The 15100-nt window shown below is 52.7% G+C and carries 11 protein-coding genes, 2 tRNA genes and 1 pseudogene; 3 read left to right on the forward strand and 11 right to left on the reverse strand.

Features of this window, described 5'->3' with window-relative positions; genetic code table 11:
- Positions 1 to 3 precede the first annotated feature (3 nt).
- Positions 4 to 3900, reverse strand: coding sequence for a PAS domain S-box protein (locus tag WC593_09805; protein MFA4825435.1), 3897 nt, complete (start codon positions 3898 to 3900; stop codon positions 4 to 6).
- Positions 3901 to 4165: 265 nt separating this feature from the next.
- Between WC593_09805 and WC593_09810 the strand changes: the two genes are divergently transcribed.
- Positions 4166 to 4570: a pyridoxamine 5'-phosphate oxidase family protein gene (locus WC593_09810; GenBank protein ID MFA4825436.1), complete on the forward strand. Its 405-nt coding sequence runs from the start codon at positions 4166 to 4168 to the stop codon at positions 4568 to 4570.
- A 236-nt stretch (positions 4571 to 4806) separates the two neighbouring features.
- On the opposite strand, the gene WC593_09815 is transcribed toward WC593_09810, so the two are convergent.
- On the reverse strand, positions 4807 to 5532 hold the full coding sequence (locus WC593_09815) for a DUF169 domain-containing protein (protein MFA4825437.1): 726 nt from the start codon (positions 5530 to 5532) through the stop codon (positions 4807 to 4809).
- Positions 5533 to 5728: 196 nt separating this feature from the next.
- Between WC593_09815 and WC593_09820 the strand changes: the two genes are divergently transcribed.
- Positions 5729 to 6451, forward strand: a complete 723-nt coding sequence (locus WC593_09820) for a DUF4013 domain-containing protein (GenBank protein ID MFA4825438.1) — start codon at positions 5729 to 5731, stop codon at positions 6449 to 6451.
- A 536-nt stretch (positions 6452 to 6987) separates the two neighbouring features.
- On the opposite strand, the gene thiI is transcribed toward WC593_09820, so the two are convergent.
- The 9 genes from thiI to WC593_09865 form a co-directional block, all read right to left on the reverse strand.
- A complete protein-coding gene (gene thiI, locus WC593_09825) occupies positions 6988 to 8097 on the reverse strand; it encodes a tRNA uracil 4-sulfurtransferase ThiI (protein ID MFA4825439.1) in 1110 nt (369 codons plus the stop codon).
- A gap of 16 nt (positions 8098 to 8113) precedes the next feature.
- Positions 8114 to 8401 (reverse strand): DUF1894 domain-containing protein, encoded by a 288-nt coding sequence (locus tag WC593_09830; GenBank protein ID MFA4825440.1) that lies wholly within the window; start codon positions 8399 to 8401, stop codon positions 8114 to 8116.
- Entirely contained in the window at positions 8380 to 8862 is a 483-nt protein-coding gene (locus WC593_09835; GenBank protein MFA4825441.1) for a DUF1890 domain-containing protein, read from the reverse strand. Before WC593_09835 ends, WC593_09830 begins: the two co-directional genes overlap by 22 nt.
- Positions 8859 to 9404, reverse strand: a complete 546-nt coding sequence (locus WC593_09840; GenBank protein ID MFA4825442.1) for a threonyl-tRNA synthetase editing domain-containing protein — start codon at positions 9402 to 9404, stop codon at positions 8859 to 8861. The genes WC593_09835 and WC593_09840 overlap by 4 nt, the downstream gene beginning before the upstream one ends.
- On the reverse strand, positions 9401 to 10891 hold the full coding sequence (locus WC593_09845; protein ID MFA4825443.1) for a homoserine O-acetyltransferase: 1491 nt from the start codon (positions 10889 to 10891) through the stop codon (positions 9401 to 9403). Before WC593_09845 ends, WC593_09840 begins: the two co-directional genes overlap by 4 nt.
- Positions 10892 to 10973: 82 nt before the next feature.
- Positions 10974 to 12269 (reverse strand): O-acetylhomoserine aminocarboxypropyltransferase/cysteine synthase, encoded by a 1296-nt coding sequence (locus tag WC593_09850; GenBank protein ID MFA4825444.1) that lies wholly within the window; start codon positions 12267 to 12269, stop codon positions 10974 to 10976.
- Between the two features lie 144 nt (positions 12270 to 12413).
- Positions 12414 to 13775, reverse strand: a complete 1362-nt coding sequence (pscS, locus tag WC593_09855; GenBank protein ID MFA4825445.1) for an O-phospho-L-seryl-tRNA:Cys-tRNA synthase — start codon at positions 13773 to 13775, stop codon at positions 12414 to 12416.
- 12 nt (positions 13776 to 13787) lie between these two features.
- Positions 13788 to 13858, reverse strand: a tRNA-Cys gene (locus WC593_09860).
- A gap of 58 nt (positions 13859 to 13916) precedes the next feature.
- Positions 13917 to 13987, reverse strand: a tRNA-Cys gene (locus WC593_09865).
- A 701-nt stretch (positions 13988 to 14688) separates the two neighbouring features.
- Here WC593_09865 and WC593_09870 point away from each other — a divergent pair.
- A pseudogene (locus tag WC593_09870) lies at positions 14689 to 14919 on the forward strand (pyridoxal 5'-phosphate synthase lyase subunit PdxS).
- Positions 14920 to 15100: the final 181 nt, after the last annotated feature.

Here is a 15100-nt window from a genome sequence, read left to right on the forward strand (position 1 = left end):
TTATCAGGACGAGGCTTGGGTATCCGTGAAACGGTAATCCCCTTCCGGCACGTTAATCTCGAACCGGACGCCTTTGCCGGGTGTACCTGTTTCCGCTATGGATAGCCCGGTAATACTGAGCACTTCCCGGGTAAAAAAGAGACCAAGACCGGTATGTTTCCCAAACCCTCGTTCAAACAGGTGTGGACGGGCTTCCGCATCAATTCCAACCCCATTATCGATATAAGTGATGATGAGTCCGCCATCCTTTCTCTCACAACAGACCGTGATTTCCGATACGGTTCTGCCATAGCGAAGGGTGTTGTCCATTAAGTTATAGAACCCCCTCCCGAGCAGAGGATCGGCAAAGATCTCCAGATTGTCTGATTCCACCTTCAGACAAACACCTGAGAGATCCAGTCCTGTTGCAGCGTTCATTACCGTTTTGCCGAGGTCCTGCCAAACCGGTGCGTTCACCCCCATATCCTCATACTCTTTGGTGAACAGGATCTGCTGGTTGATCATATCGATCACCTTCCGTTCTTTTTCGATCATCAGCTGGAATTTTGGATCCTGCACAAATCGTGACGATAACTCCACGTACCCGCTCAACGCCGTCAGCTGGTTTACCACGTCGTGGCGGGTAAGTCCTGACAGCAGGTTGAGTTTCCGGTTTGCGATCTTTAACGCTTTTTTAGCTCTGCGTATCGATTCCTGCTGCTCCTCGAGTTCACGGTTTCGGGCCACCAGCAATTCCTCGGTTGACTTCAGCTCTTCAAACGCAGCAGCCATCTGTTCGTTAGCCGTATTCAGCTCCTGGTTCTTCAGCTCGAGTTCCTGCCGGGCAATTTTCCGTGCCGTGATATCGGTGAGCATGGCAAACGAGCCCTGGAACATGCCCCTGGCATCAAGAAGAGGGGTTGCCGAGACCTGGCACCAGAGAGTCGTTCCGTCCTTTTTACAGAACTTCCGCTCATATACCGAACGATTGCCGGCACGACGGAGCCGTTTCTTTTCAGCATGATCCGGCATCTCTTCGGGATGCATGAAATCCTCAACGGGTCTTCCGAGAATTTCGTCCGGGGAATACCCGAGCATATCAGCAAGACGGGAGTTGACAAAGGTCGCTCTCAGCCCGTGATCCATTGACCAGATGCCTTCGTTTGCTGTCTCCACGATCTGCCGGTAACCCTCCTCGCTCGTTTGCAGTGCTTTCTCCCGTGCTGCCAGATCTTCAAGATTGCTGCGCAGCTCCTCTTCGATCGCGGTAATCTGCTCGTAGGCTGTCCGCAGTTCGTTTTCTTTCTGTCGACGTTCGGTGATATCTTCAAATACCGTGCCAAATGTTCCTTTTTTGGGAGAATACACCGAGATGGCAAGATGTTTTTTCATCCGGGGATACCAGATCTCGAAGTGGCGTGGGGTTCCGGTGCGGGCGACTTCGGCAAAAAGGGCAAGCGCCCGGGGTTCATCACCCCCAAACACTTCCCTGCTCATTTTGCCTGTTGCCGTATCGCGGGGGATGTTAAAGATCTTCTCAAACGCGGGATTCACCTGCCGGATCCGGTATTCCACCGGCATGCCGTTTCCGTCATACACCAGCTCGTTAACGGCATGTCCTTCAACCATGGCAGAGAAGAGAGCCCGGTAATTGGCATCACTCTCGGCCACCAGCCGCTCCCGCGATGCCAGTTCCTCAAAATTGTTGCGCAGCTCCTCTTCCATTGCTGCGATCTGTTCATAGGATGCCTGAAGATCGATCATCCGGTTTTTATGTGCGGTGATATCCCGGATTGATTCGATTGCACCGATTACCTTTCCCCGGGTATCAACAAGGGGGGATGCGGTAAACCAGATATGAGCGCCTTTTCCTGAATAGAGTCCGGGTACAAAAACCTCAGAAAAAAGAGTCGTTCCCTCTTTTTCAATCGTCGTGTAATGAGAGGCTATCGATTCATCCTTGGAAAGGATCAGATCGATCAGTATCGGGCGGCGTTTACCGTAAATCGGGATTGAGTACTCATAATCACCCTTGCCGACCATTGCATCGGCTGAAATGCCGGTCAGTGTCTCCATAGCCCGGTTCCAGGCGATCACCCTTCCGTCACTATTAATTACAAACGTGGCATCCGGCAGGAAACTGATGATGTTTGTCATACGCTGGGCAGATTCACGCAGTTCCTGTTCCCGTGACGTCAGTTCCTCAAAATTATTGCGCAGCTCCTCTTCAACTGCCGAAATCTGCTCGTAGGCTGCCCGCAGTTCGTCTTCTTTCTGCCTGCGGTCGGTGATATCTTCAAATACCGTGGCAAATGTTCCTCTTTTGGGAGAATACACCGAGATCGAGAAATGTTTTTTCATCAGGGGATACCAGATCTCGAAGTGGCGTGGAATCCCGGTGCAGGCAACTTCGGCATACAAAGCAAAGGCCCCGGGCTCATCCCTCTCAAAAATCTCCCGGCTTGTCCTGCCAATTGCAGTATTGGTGGGAATTGCGAAGATCTTCTCAAACGCAGGATTCACCTGCAGGATCCGGTATTCCACCGGCATACCGTTTCCGTCATACACCAGCTCGTTGACCGCATGTCCTTCAACCATGGCAGAGAAGAGAGCCCGGTAATTGGCATCACTTTCGGCCACCAGCCGCTCCCGTGCTGCAAGTTCCTCAAAATTGTTGCGCAGCTCCTCTTCCATTGCTGCGATCTGTTCATAGGATGCCTGAAGCTCGTTCTGGCGGTTTTTTCTTGCCGTTATATCCCGGATAGATTCAATCGCCCCGATAACATTCCCCTGGGTGTCGATGAGTGGAGATGCAGTAAACCAGAGATGTGCACCTCTTCCGGAATTGAGTCCTGGTGCAAAAACCTCCGAGATAAGGTTAGTACCGTCTGCATCGATCGTGGTGTAGCGGGAGAATATCGTCTCATCCCGGGAAAGGATCAGATCGATTAATATGGGGCGGCGTTCACCGTAGATCGGGAGTGAGTATTCATAATCCCCCTTGCCGATCATTGCACCTGCTGAAATGCCGGTCATCTTCTCCATTGCCTGGTTCCAGGCAATCACCCTGCCATCAGTATTTATTGCAAATGTGGCATCGGGCAGAAAACTGATGATATTTGTCATAAGCTGGGCAGATTCACGCAGTGCGCACTCTACCTGTTTGCGCTCATGGACATCCCGCATTATCGCGAGGAGGAGATTCCGGCCCTTTACGTCCAGGCGGGAGAGACTGATTTCGACATCGAATTCCCTCCCATCGAGCCGTCGGTGGCGCCAGTCAAATAACCGGGGTGTTCCCCCGATCACTACCTGCATAAGTTCACGGCTTTTTTCTATAGATGAGATGCCATCGGGCTGGGTAGCCGGAGAAAGATCACAGGGGTGGGAGCCGATCAACTGTTCACGGGAACAGCCAAAATACTCCAGTGCCTTTGTATTACAATCAATATACACGCCCTGTTCCATCATGAAGATAGCATCGCTTGCTCCTTCAAAAAGGGTGCGGTACTGCTCTTCAGATTCATTGATCCGCCGCTCTGACTGTTTCTGGTGAACCGCCTGCTTGATCTTGTGTTCCAGCTCGGCAAACTGCGGTACCGGATTACCCCCTTTCTGGAGATAAAAATCAGCGCCAAGGTTGAGCGCCTCGATCACCACTTCCTCGCGTCCCCTGCCGGTGAAAAGAATAAACGGGAGATCGCTATACCTTGTACGGATGTATTTGAGAAACTCGATGCCATTTGTTACCGGCATCTGGTAATCAGAAACGATCGCATCATAGTGGTGTTTCGCCAATTGTTCCCTCGCATCAGCGGCAGTATGGCAGATCTCAACCGTGATCGAGCCACTCTGTTCGAGAAAGGTCTTTCCTATGTCAAGAAGAGCCGGTTCATCATCAACATAAAGAACGGAGATCAATATTTGCCACCAGGTACCCTAAAAGACAAAATATAAAAAGATAGTAAATTTTTTTATATACATCTGCAATAGTATTTAAATTTACACCATATATATCCAGCGATACGACGGATATCTCTCTAATTTTTACGTAATTTTGAATTTTTTTTGATGATTAAGTGTGTATTATTTTCAAATTTCTATCTTGAAACCCTTTTTTTGGATTCTGATTATGCAATATATTTATACGCAATGAAACCATGAGGAAAAAGATAGAGATGGTACTATGGTAAAATTAACCGCAGAGATGAAGGACGCGTTTGCAAAGATGAAGGTCTTCCCGGTTGCAACGGCAACCAAAGACGGCACACCCAATGTGATCCCGCTGGGAATAGCCGAGCTCGTAAGTGACGATACCGTCTGGTTCGTGGACAATTTCATGAACAAGACGCTCTCTAATATCCGGATGAATCCCAAGATCGCCTTCTTTGTATGGGGGCCGGAGATCAAAGGATGCTTCCAGTGCAAGGGGGTGGCTGCGATTAAGACGAGCGGCCCGGAATATGATCAGATGAAGGCAAAGCTCAACATCAAGAACCCGGCACTGCCTGCCCGGTCACTTGTCATCGTGAAGATAACCGAAGTTTTCGAATGCAAACCCGGCCCGACTGCCGGTGCAAAAATTCTTTGATCTTTTTTACTATGAAAATGGCTTTCCCATTTTCATGTACCCCTATGCTTGTGGCGATCGGAATCATCTGGTTTTTATGAACAGAATCGATCCTCATGGATCTTTCCACCGTGTGCACTTACACTGGGAATGGAGTGATATTTTCCCGGAAACACCTTTACCGGTGCCTGATACGGACAAGGAGCCGTCTGCGGATACCGGCGTGTCGCGATAAAAAAGAGGGATTAGGCCGTTTCTTACTTCGTACCGGGTTTCGAACCCGGTGCCGCAGCTACGATTTTTAATGCTTCAGTGATCTCCGGAAGCAGCTCGGCCGGTATGCCGATGACCAGTTCGCCATCTTCAATGCCGGAGAACTTACGGGATCCGTCACAGCCCAGCGAGAAGTTCACGTGGCCGGTGAGATAGGTCTGCGCACATGCATCGGAACAGACCGACTGGATACCGGCAAATTCCGACTGGATCCGTCCCCCCAGCCGGAACATCGTGCTCTGCGCAAGTTTCAGCATTGCCCAGGGACTCGCAACAATCACTACGACCTGGGGATCGAACGGGGTCTTTTCGAGCGGGGCATACATCGTGGCGTACGTATCCCCGGTATGCAGGTGTGCAACCCGGTCAATGGTCCGCTTGCAGGACGCAGAGCTCTCGAATTTTCCGAGCTTATAATAGAAATCACCATTCTTCAGGCTCTCGGTGATCTCCCGGAGACCCAGTGCCCATGCACCGCCATTGCATTCGTGTTTTTCAGAAGTCGAGTAGAAGATCCGCCCTTCTTTTCGTGCAAGGCCGATCATTGAGCAGTGACGGATCGTTTTGTCAAATGCTTCCATGCCTGCCGGGATCTCTTCCTTTTTGGTTGCAAACCGGAATGCAACCGGTGAACCGCTGAGCTTGAGATACTTCTTAAGCGTCTCGGATGCCTCTGCGTAGTTTATTGCAATTTTCATATCTGCTGCCATAAGATTTCACCTCATAATCCCCGTATAGGGGGTTTGTGTACATCTAGACCATGTGACGGGAATTATTTAAAGATAGTGACCGTGCAAAAAATAGGTGGATAAGTGGCATCGGGGCCGGGAACCCGTATACTGAAGGATTGTGGAATGACGCTACCCTTATCCCTCCCCTCCCACAAACAGATACGAAGGTTACATCATGGAATATGGCAATTTACTGGACGATGCGCTTCACTATACAAAAAAGGGCATCTTTTCGAATGTGAACCGCTGGATAAAACTGTTTGTGGCGATCATCTGCCTTGGCATCCCGATGAACGGGTACATCATGCGGATCTACCGGGGGGCATCCCCGGCACCGGAAGTGGACCAGTGGGGCACCCTGTTTGTTGACGGCATCAAGCTGATGATTGTCGGGATTATCTATGCGATTCCCATGATGATCCTCTGGGCATTCATCTACGGGGGCATGCTGCTTACGGTGGTGCAGGGGAACCTGAGCACAGCCGCGATGGAGAACTGGTCTCCCAACCTGGGACTCATACTCGTTATGTATGCCATCGAGATCGTCATCGCGATCATCATGCCGGTGGCAGCAATACGATTTGCACGCACAGGAAGTTTTTCCGAAGCTTTCAACTTCAGTGCAATCCTTGAAACCATCAAAAAGATCGGGTGGATCAACTATATCATCGCCCTGATCCTTGTCTCCCTTGTCGTTGCCATCCCGATCTGTATCATTATCTTCGGTCTCATCCTTATCGGCGGGATCAGCATGTTCATGCTGGGTGGCAGCAACATTGCCCTACTCGGACTAATTTTAGCAGGAATCCTCATTATCCTCATCTTCGCCCCCCTGTTTACGGTCTTCCAGGCACGTTACATGACAAGGGTTTACGATAGTGCGGCAATTGAGGCATAATTTTTTGGATTCCCGTAACAGGAATCTTGTTCTTAAGGTTCTGTCCGGAATATTCCCGGTCCTGTGGACCGGAATTTCTTTAAAAAAAATTGCATTGTAGAAAACTTTTTTTGACGTAATATATTGCCCCCCTCTTGCGCCACCAGTCCCCCGTTGGGGGACGGGCGCAGTGCGATAGTCCGGGTAAGATTACCGGTAATACGTCGTCATCGCAATGGGAGCGAAGCTGCCGAGAGCGTCAGGGTCTTTAGATGATTTATCCTGAAAATCGTACTCATTAATAAGATGGGGGTTGAAACCCCCATACCCCCTGTCGCGATGAACATCGCCGCCCCCGACGGGGCGCCCCCGCGGCGATTAAGTGACTAAAAATACTAAAACCTCATTGCCCCTCCGTGCCTAAAGAGAGGCCCTGAGGCGGGGAGAATTATAAAAACGATTTTCATGCTTCGGGTGCGAACGTCTGTCCATTCCCATTTCTACAGGGCAAAAAAATGTATTTGCTTCTCGTTAAAAGTGAATATACCGGCAAATTATCAGACCGGAATGGGTATGCCGGTGGCTTCCAGGTTACTTTCAATCTCCCGTATGGTCTCAAGTTTTGCTTTTGTAGACGGCCCTTTTGGTACAGCTTTGCAACCCGATGCCGCTGATGTTGACTCCGTAAATGTCCCGATCTGCCGGGCGAGCTGGATCACATCTTCCTTGTCAAAGCCGATGAGCGGGCGGTAGATCGGGATCTCAGCTGCATCGGTGAGCACGACAAGGTTATCAAGCGTCTGGCTTGCCACCTGGCCGATGGATTCACCGGTCACGATCCCTTTTGCCCCCACCCGGTTTGCATAAGCAGTTGCAACCCGGTACATACGGCGCTTGCAGAAGATACAGGTGTACTTCTCGAGATGCCTGCTGATGAGCTCTGTTTTTGCATTTGCAAGATACGAATCGGCAATCACGGTCAGTTCGATGCCGGGCTGGTACTGGGCCAGCTGTTCGACAACGCGCCGGGCACGGGCGATCGTGGTCTCATCGAGGAACGAGTCGAGTGCAACAAAGAGCGGGATGATCCGGCACCCCCGCTTCATCATCATCCACGCGGCAACGGGCGAGTCGATTCCCCCGGACACGAGAGCGACAAGGGTGCCTTCGACCCCGAGCGGGAGTCCCCCTACGGCTTTTGTTACATTATCGTACAGATAGGCCTCGTTTGCCCGGATCTCGATATGGATCTCTTTATCCGGATTGGCAAGGTTCACTTTCAGGTGCGGGAATTCATTCCGGAGCAGGTAGCCGTACTCGATCGCCTTGTCGTTGGAGCTGAAGGTATGGGTGCCTACCCGCTTCATCTTGATGGCAAACGTCTTTGCCGTGCCTATCCCATGCCGGCGACAGTAATCCGGTAGACTGGACTCGATCTCGTCAAGTTTTATGTGTTCCACTTCGGAAAACGATACGATCCCGAAGATCTTTTTCAGCAACTCGGGTTTCACATCGCCATCCAGCCAGATGCGTCCCCGCTCGTTCCGTACATGGATGCCCGGCATCACTTCGCGGATATTTGCGATGAGCACATTCTCCCACTGCCGGCGAACCGGATCGGATTTTAAAAATAGTTCAGAATAGCGCACAAGCCATTGTTTTTTCATGAAACTGGTTCACCGGTTATTTTTTCTTTCTCGCGGTTTTGCGGACGCGATCTGCTTCATCGGTATCTTCGATCCGCAGGAGATAGGTCCCGTGGCAGGGTTTGGTATAGGGAAAGACAATTTTTCCCCCGTCAAGCCCGAGCGCGATCGGCGGGAGGCCGATAATGTACTCATCGAAAAGCTTGTAGCCGGGATCGACATACCAGACTTCGGAGAAATTCTTCTCAACATATTCCCTGCATTCCTTGAATGAAGCCCCGAGCGGGAGGAGCATCTCGTACTTCAGGTTCTCGATACAGCCCATCCGAACACCTCGTTGACCTTTGCCTTCAGCTGCACCGGGTTGTGCACTGCCTTTTCCACGATCTTCTCGCACGGGAACTCTATCGATGCCGCGAGCGGTCCGGGATCCTTGCCAAAGATGATCACCACAAGCCGGCTCTGTGGCAGGAGGTGGCGCATCGTTGCCGCGTATGCAATCGCTGCGTCGTTGTGCGCACAGACCACGCAGAGATCCGCGGCCCGGTGCTTCTCAACGATCTCTTCGATACACTTCTCGAGCACCATCATCGGCCCGATATAGTGCTTCTCCGGGTCGGAGACCCTGAGCAGGTTCAGCACCGAAGGATTGCCGGTGATGAGGAGATCCGATCCGTGCGTGCGAAGCTGGTGGGCTATATACAGGGCGATCGCCTGTTGCGCCGGCGCTTCCGGACAGCCGAGCAGGAGCAGCGCTTTGTTGGGTATTGTAACAGGTTCAGTCATTTTTTCACTCCGGTTCCGGAACAGGTGCCCGTGCATTCAGCGGACTGCGGGCAGACATGCACGGCATCCGCTTCCTTGAACGGGTGATGGCAGTACGGGCAGGTGAAGTCGCATTCTGTACCCTCGTACGGGCAGATCGTCATCGAGAGATCCGCGAGCGGGTGGCCCTTGCCCCGGATCTCAAATTCCTTATACCAGCCGAACGGTGCCCGCTTCACTTCGACCGATTCTGCATAAAGTGCGTCTTCGAGTCCGGTAAGGATCGCAAGGGCCACCTGCGGGGAGCCGAGCGTGCTTGTCAGGTGGGCATACGGGTAGATCAGGACCCGGTTCACGCCGAGTATCGAAAGCCGCTTCCGGACATTCTTTACCGCACTCGCGATCACATTTCCGGGATTTTTTTCGTCCAGTTTCTCTATGCAGCAGAAGAGGACAACGCATTCCTCCATCCGGTCCTCACGGGAGGTGACGGATTCTGCCATCTTCGTCTTCTGCGTGGCATGGTACCACATGGAGGTGGCATGGATGGAGAGGATCCTCACGGGTTTCCTCTCCCGACAAGGGTGCTGATCGCATCGCTCGTGATAAGGCCGATGAGGTGCTGGTCGGCATCCACCACCGGCAGGGCTGAAATAGAGTGCTCCTCCATTTTCTTTGCAGCAGATTCGATCGGTTCATCCGGCGTGGTAGTATGCACGTCCTTTGACATGATCTCATCGAGCCAGAGGAAATTTTTCGCAACGGCTTTTGCGATATCCCACGATGTGACGATGCCGACGAGATGGCCGTCACCCGATAATACCGGCAGGTGATTGACCTCAAGGTTGATCATCCGTCGTGCGGTGACTGCCGTTGTCGCCCCTTCCTCAATCGTCGGGACATTGCGGAACATCACATCGCCGACAATGGTCCTTGAAAGGAATTGCGAGATCAGGTAATTGACCTGGCCGGATTCCAGTAAAAATCCGTCGTGACCATAGTTGGACCGGATCTCGCTGTACCGGACCTCCCGTTCATTGGCGGTCAGGGCCGAGACGATCTCCTGCGACTGGTAGGGGGGATAGAGCCAGTCGGAAGATACCGAGATCACGAGGAATCCCGCCTTTGCTTCCGCCAGCCCTTTTACGAGCGAGCCGTCTTTTGTCAGGTCGAAGTAATCGATCGCTTTGGTGATGTAGAGATACGAGTTCGCATCGAACCGCTGGGTGAACGTGTCTCCCTGGTGATGGAGATAACTCTCAACGGCAAAATCGGTGGAGAAGTCAAACCCGATCCGGTCTTTGGACTGGAGCGAGCGCCCGAACTTTGCATGCATCGATTCGTCAGAGAGATAGGTGATGTGGCCGACCATCCGCGCAAGGGCGAGCCCCTTGACCGGGCCCGGCGCATCATACGATCTCGTATCGTAATAATTCCCGCCATTCCATTCCGGATCCGAGATGATCGCTTTCCTTCCTACTTCATTGAAGGCAATCTGTTGTGGGGTGGAGTAGCCTGTCGCTGCGATAATGATCGCCTTTTTCATCATGTCTGGGTAACTGACCGTCCACTGGAGAGCCTGCATACCGCCCATCGATCCACCGGCAACCGCGTAGAGCTGCGGGATTTTGAGATGGTCGATGAGCAGTTTCTGGGCATTGACCATGTCACTGATGGTGATGACGGGAAATTTTGCCCCGTACGGCTTTCCCGTTTGCGGATTAATCGATGATGGCCCGGTCGATCCCTTGCACCCGCCGATCACGTTCGAGCAGATGATGAAATACCGGTCGGTGTCAAAGGCCTTGCCCGGCCCGACAATGGCATCCCACCAACCCGGTTTATCTTCGCCCTCATGGAGTCCTGCAATATGGGCATCGCCCGACAGGGCATGACAGATCAGTATGGCATTGTTGTGCTCACGGTTCAGTTTGCCGTACGTCTCGTACACAATGGTAAGGGACGGAAGAATATCCCCGCTCTCCAGTATGAGCGGGGAGGAATGGTGATAATGGTGTGTTGTTACCGTACCTACAGACCCTTTGATCATCTCCACGCACCATCCCGTAATGCGGAAAGCTCCGCAAGGATGTCTTGGATATTTTCAAAGGATCTGACAGCAACAGGATTCATTATACCCCGGCAAGAGCCTGTTCCAGATCCGCGATGATATCCTCAATATCTTCGGTACCTATTGAGAGCCGGACTGCATCGGGAGTTACCCCGGTCTTTTTCTGCTCCTCAACCGTCAGCTGCTGGTGGGTTGTGGACGCCGGGTGGATCACGAGGCTTTTCGAGTCCCCTATGTTGGCGAGGTTGGAAAAGAGCCTGAGGCTGTCGATGAACTTTCTCGACGCCGTCTCTCCCCCTTTTATGCCGACACCGACAAGGGGGCCGTATCCGCCGGTGAGATATTTCTTCGTGAGCTCATGGCTGGGATTATCGGGGAGTCCCGGGTAGTTCACCCATGCCACTTTCGGGTGCACTTTCAGGAACCGGGCTACGGCAAGCGCATTTTCCGAGTGACGGGGAACCCGCAGGTGAAGCGTTTCAAGACCGATCAGGAAGAGCCAGGCATTGAATGGGCTGAGCACGGCTCCGGTGTCTCTCATGAGTGAGACACGGATTTTAAAGACAAACGCGACATTGCCAAGGCCCGGGAAATTCCCGAATGCCTCCCAGTATTTCAGGCCGTGATAGCTCGGGTCAGGCTCAGTGAACTCGGGAAATTTGCCATTATTCCAGGCAAACTTTCCGGAGTCGACAATAACACCTCCGAGCGAGTTCCCGTGGCCGCCGATATACTTGGTTGCCGAGTGGACAACGATATCCGCACCGTAGTCGATGGGGCGGACGAGGCCAACACCGGTAGTGTTGTCAACGATGAACGGAATGCCGGCTTCATGGGCTATCCTGGCAATCTTCTCGAAATCCGGGACATCCAGTTTCGGGTTGCCTACGGTCTCTGCATAGATTGCCTTGGTCTTACCGGTGATCGCTTTCCTGAACTCTTCGGGTTTTGAGGAGTCCACGAAGATGACATGCCGCCCGAACTTCGGGAGGGTATAGTGGAAGAACTCGTACGTGCCGCCGTACAGGTTGTCGGCCGAGACAATTTCGTCTCCGGGAAGGGTGATGTTCAGGATCGCGTACGTGATGGCAGCGGCTCCCGATGCGGTGGCTAATGCACCGGTCCCGCCTTCGATTGCGGCGATCCGCTTCTCGAAGACATCGGTAGTCGGGTTCATGAGCCGGGTGTAGATGTTCCCGATCTCTCTCAAGCCGAAGAGATTTGCTGCGTGCTCGGTGTTCTTAAACACGTACGATGTGGTCTGGTAGAGCGGTACAACCCGGGATCCGGTTGTCGGATCGGGCACCTGCCCTGCATGGAGGGCGGTTGTTCCAAGGCGGAATTTCTTTTCTGTCATGGGGGGTTCCTCTTTATGGATTTATTTCAGGGGATGGTTATCATGGAAATTTTTCTCTCCTTTGAGGGAGAGGGATGGTAACATTCAGGTCTTTGCCGGAGCCGTTTTTTGTCTCTTTTCAATCAGGATGCACGCACGATCTTCTTATGATACGGGCAGGCCGTATTTTTCTGCAACTTCGAAGAAAGCATCGGCGAGGTAACGTACCTTCTTATCGGAAAGGCCGTAGGTGTTCAGCTTCCAGGTCCGGGTTGCGCCGGCAAACTCGCCAACAATTCCCCGGGACGAGAGTTCATCGCTAAGGTAGAACCCGCGACGCTTGTGAGTCTGTGCAACGGTATCGAAGCTGCCGGTGGTGTCGACCTTCGTCAACGTGTGTTTGCGCGGGTATTCCGAGAGCACCCTGCTGCCGCCGATCTTCAGGATGCGGTCGATGAAGAAATTCGATCGCTTCACTTCCTCGTTCCACTTCAGGGTCCGGGCTTTGACCGTGGGAAATGATGCCATCATCGAGAGCAGCGTCCCGCCCATCAGCGTGCACCCGAGCATCTCGACTTCCTTGATCCCGAACTTCCTTTTCGTCAGGTCGCCAACCATCGCGGTTGTCCGGAGCGCCTTTGGCGCCCATTCCTCAGTCATCGCCAGTACTCCGGACGGCGCGACCGAGGCCATACTCTTGTGTCCGGAGCCGACGACAAAGTCTGCCCCGATCTTCTTCCCATCGACCGGCATCACGCCGACCGTGTAGGCCCCGTTGTACAGGAGCGGGATATCGTACTGGTGGGAGACTTTTGCAATCGCGGCAATATCGTGCTCGTTTGCAAACTGGTAATCGAAGTGATCGATCATCGTGAGCACCGGAAGTTTCCCGGTCTCTGCTTTGACCTCTTCGATCTTCTGTGCCGTGGCTTCTGCGGTCACGATGTTCTGTGCATTCAGCGGCACTTCCCGGACAACGCCGCCGGCATTTTCAACCGCGAGGAACTCGGTGTAGTGGGCGAGGGCTGATACGATCACCGTATCGCCTTTTCCGACCAGCGTACCGGCTACTGCCTGGAACCCGCGCCGTGCTCCCGGCACAACCCGGGCGAGATCCATGTTGACGAACTTTGCGAGATCGTCATGGAAATCGGCAATGCCCGGCTTTGAAATCTTGTCGAGCCGGAACGGTTTCCGGCAGGCGTCACACGTGGAGTACCCGTCCCCGTACGAGATGAGGGCCTTCCTTGCCTCGGTTGTCAGTCTCCCGGCGGCCTGGATCGGCTGGATATTGATCGATTCCTCTTCGCGGGTCCGGACATCGATGGTGCCGGCGATTTTGGTCACCTTAGGTGCGCCGGTCCCAGCTTCGAGATCCGCAACAATGGCTTTGAGGTCGGCGATCCGCTGCCGGAACACCGCGTCCTCTTCTGCATCCAGACCGATTGGTAAGGATTCGCGGAAGATCCCCCGGATCTCTTCTAACGCAAAGAGCGCTTCGAATGTTTTCTGGATTCTGATACTCATGGTTTTCCACCAAGCCAGTGCCCGGAATTGAACCGGGATATGCTGATCTGCAGTCAGCTGCGTAACCACTCCGCCACGCTGGCATTTTTTCAAAGATTCGCTGTGAGTTTTTTTCATCAGGATTTTTGCATCCTTAAGAAAAGCCAGAGCCCGGAATCGAACCGGGTTATGCTGATCTGCAGTCAGCTGCGTAGCCTGTCCGCCACTCTGGCATGGGGTGTTCACGATTGTGAACTTCCTCATAATAATAACAATTGTGAATATTTATAGATTTTGGCTTCGGCTGAGTTTTAAGAAATCCTTGGGGATCGCAGAAGACTTCATCCCGAATACGCCCGTAAAATGCTCCATTTGCCAATCCGGGCAAGGCGATTTTTGGCGGAGTGGAATTGGTGTCCACGCTTACGAAAAATACTGTTTTATTCGGAGTTTTTGGGGAAATAACCCTACAAAATGGTTTTTACCCCTGCAATTTAGCGGGCTTCCGGCAGCACCTTTTTTCGCTGGATAGGTAGCACGGTCAGAACGAAAAGAAGGGTGTTTTCGCCAATTCAATTTTTCATCACCTCTCCGGAAAAAACGACCCTCATATTCGCATTCCGGCAGGGTTTCTAAGGTCCAATGGGCTAAACCAGGTGGCGAAAAAAGCCTCGATTTAAGGGCCTTTGGGGGCCATTATATGAGGGCGTTTCCTCCCGTTTTTCGGCAATCCGGTCGAATATCGGGCATATTTCCCCCAGGGCCGGAAACGGACGGTTTTACGGGTTTTTCCGGTATTGACCGGCATATAGGGAAGAGAAAAGGAGCCCCAATTGGACTTATTTTACCTCAGGGTCCCTTAACCTGCATACTTGCTTTTTAGTATAGTATCACCTTTCACCCTTCTCTGCAATACTCCCCGGCACAGTGCATGCAGACAAAATTCACCGTCCTGTTCGTGTGCGGTGCCCGGAACCTTGGCGAGGTGCTTCGCCGCATCAATGAAGGAGCGGCCATGATCCGAACGAAAGGCGAGACCGGCACCGGCAACGTGGTCGAGGCAGTGCGCCACATGCGGGCGATCCAGGGAGGTATCCGGACGATCCGGAAACTCGAACCGCAGGAGCTTGTCGCGTATACCCGCGAGATCGAAGCCCCGGTCGAGTTTGCCGCATCATTCAGCTAACTGTGCGGTTAGCTCGATAGACTACGGACTGGTTCCCGGATCATGTAGCATCAATGAAATGCATGGACAACAAAATGCGGTGGATTTAACGCGGTACGGATCCTCTCATCCATCTCGCAACACTGTCAGGAAGTACCTCTGATGTTTGGCCGTGGCGGGG

The sequence above is a fragment of the Methanoregula sp. genome (genome assembly GCA_041645435.1).
Lineage (GTDB): Archaea > Halobacteriota > Methanomicrobia > Methanomicrobiales > Methanospirillaceae > Methanoregula.

What these genes read in the sequence shown, in the direction of transcription:
- WC593_09810 (MFA4825436.1), top strand. Translation starts at nt 4,166, where the DNA reads ATGGTAAAATTAACCGCAGAGATGAAGGACGCGTTTGCAAAGATGAAG.
- WC593_09815 (MFA4825437.1), bottom strand. Translation starts at nt 5,532, where the DNA reads ATGGCAGCAGATATGAAAATTGCAATAAACTACGCAGAGGCATCCGAG.
- WC593_09820 (MFA4825438.1), top strand. Translation starts at nt 5,729, where the DNA reads ATGGAATATGGCAATTTACTGGACGATGCGCTTCACTATACAAAAAAG.
- thiI (MFA4825439.1), bottom strand. Translation starts at nt 8,097, where the DNA reads ATGAAAAAACAATGGCTTGTGCGCTATTCTGAACTATTTTTAAAATCC.
- WC593_09830 (MFA4825440.1), bottom strand. Translation starts at nt 8,401, where the DNA reads ATGGGCTGTATCGAGAACCTGAAGTACGAGATGCTCCTCCCGCTCGGG.
- WC593_09835 (MFA4825441.1), bottom strand. Translation starts at nt 8,862, where the DNA reads ATGACTGAACCTGTTACAATACCCAACAAAGCGCTGCTCCTGCTCGGC.
- WC593_09845 (MFA4825443.1), bottom strand. Translation starts at nt 10,891, where the DNA reads ATGATCAAAGGGTCTGTAGGTACGGTAACAACACACCATTATCACCAT.
- WC593_09850 (MFA4825444.1), bottom strand. Translation starts at nt 12,269, where the DNA reads ATGACAGAAAAGAAATTCCGCCTTGGAACAACCGCCCTCCATGCAGGG.
- pscS (MFA4825445.1), bottom strand. Translation starts at nt 13,775, where the DNA reads ATGAGTATCAGAATCCAGAAAACATTCGAAGCGCTCTTTGCGTTAGAA.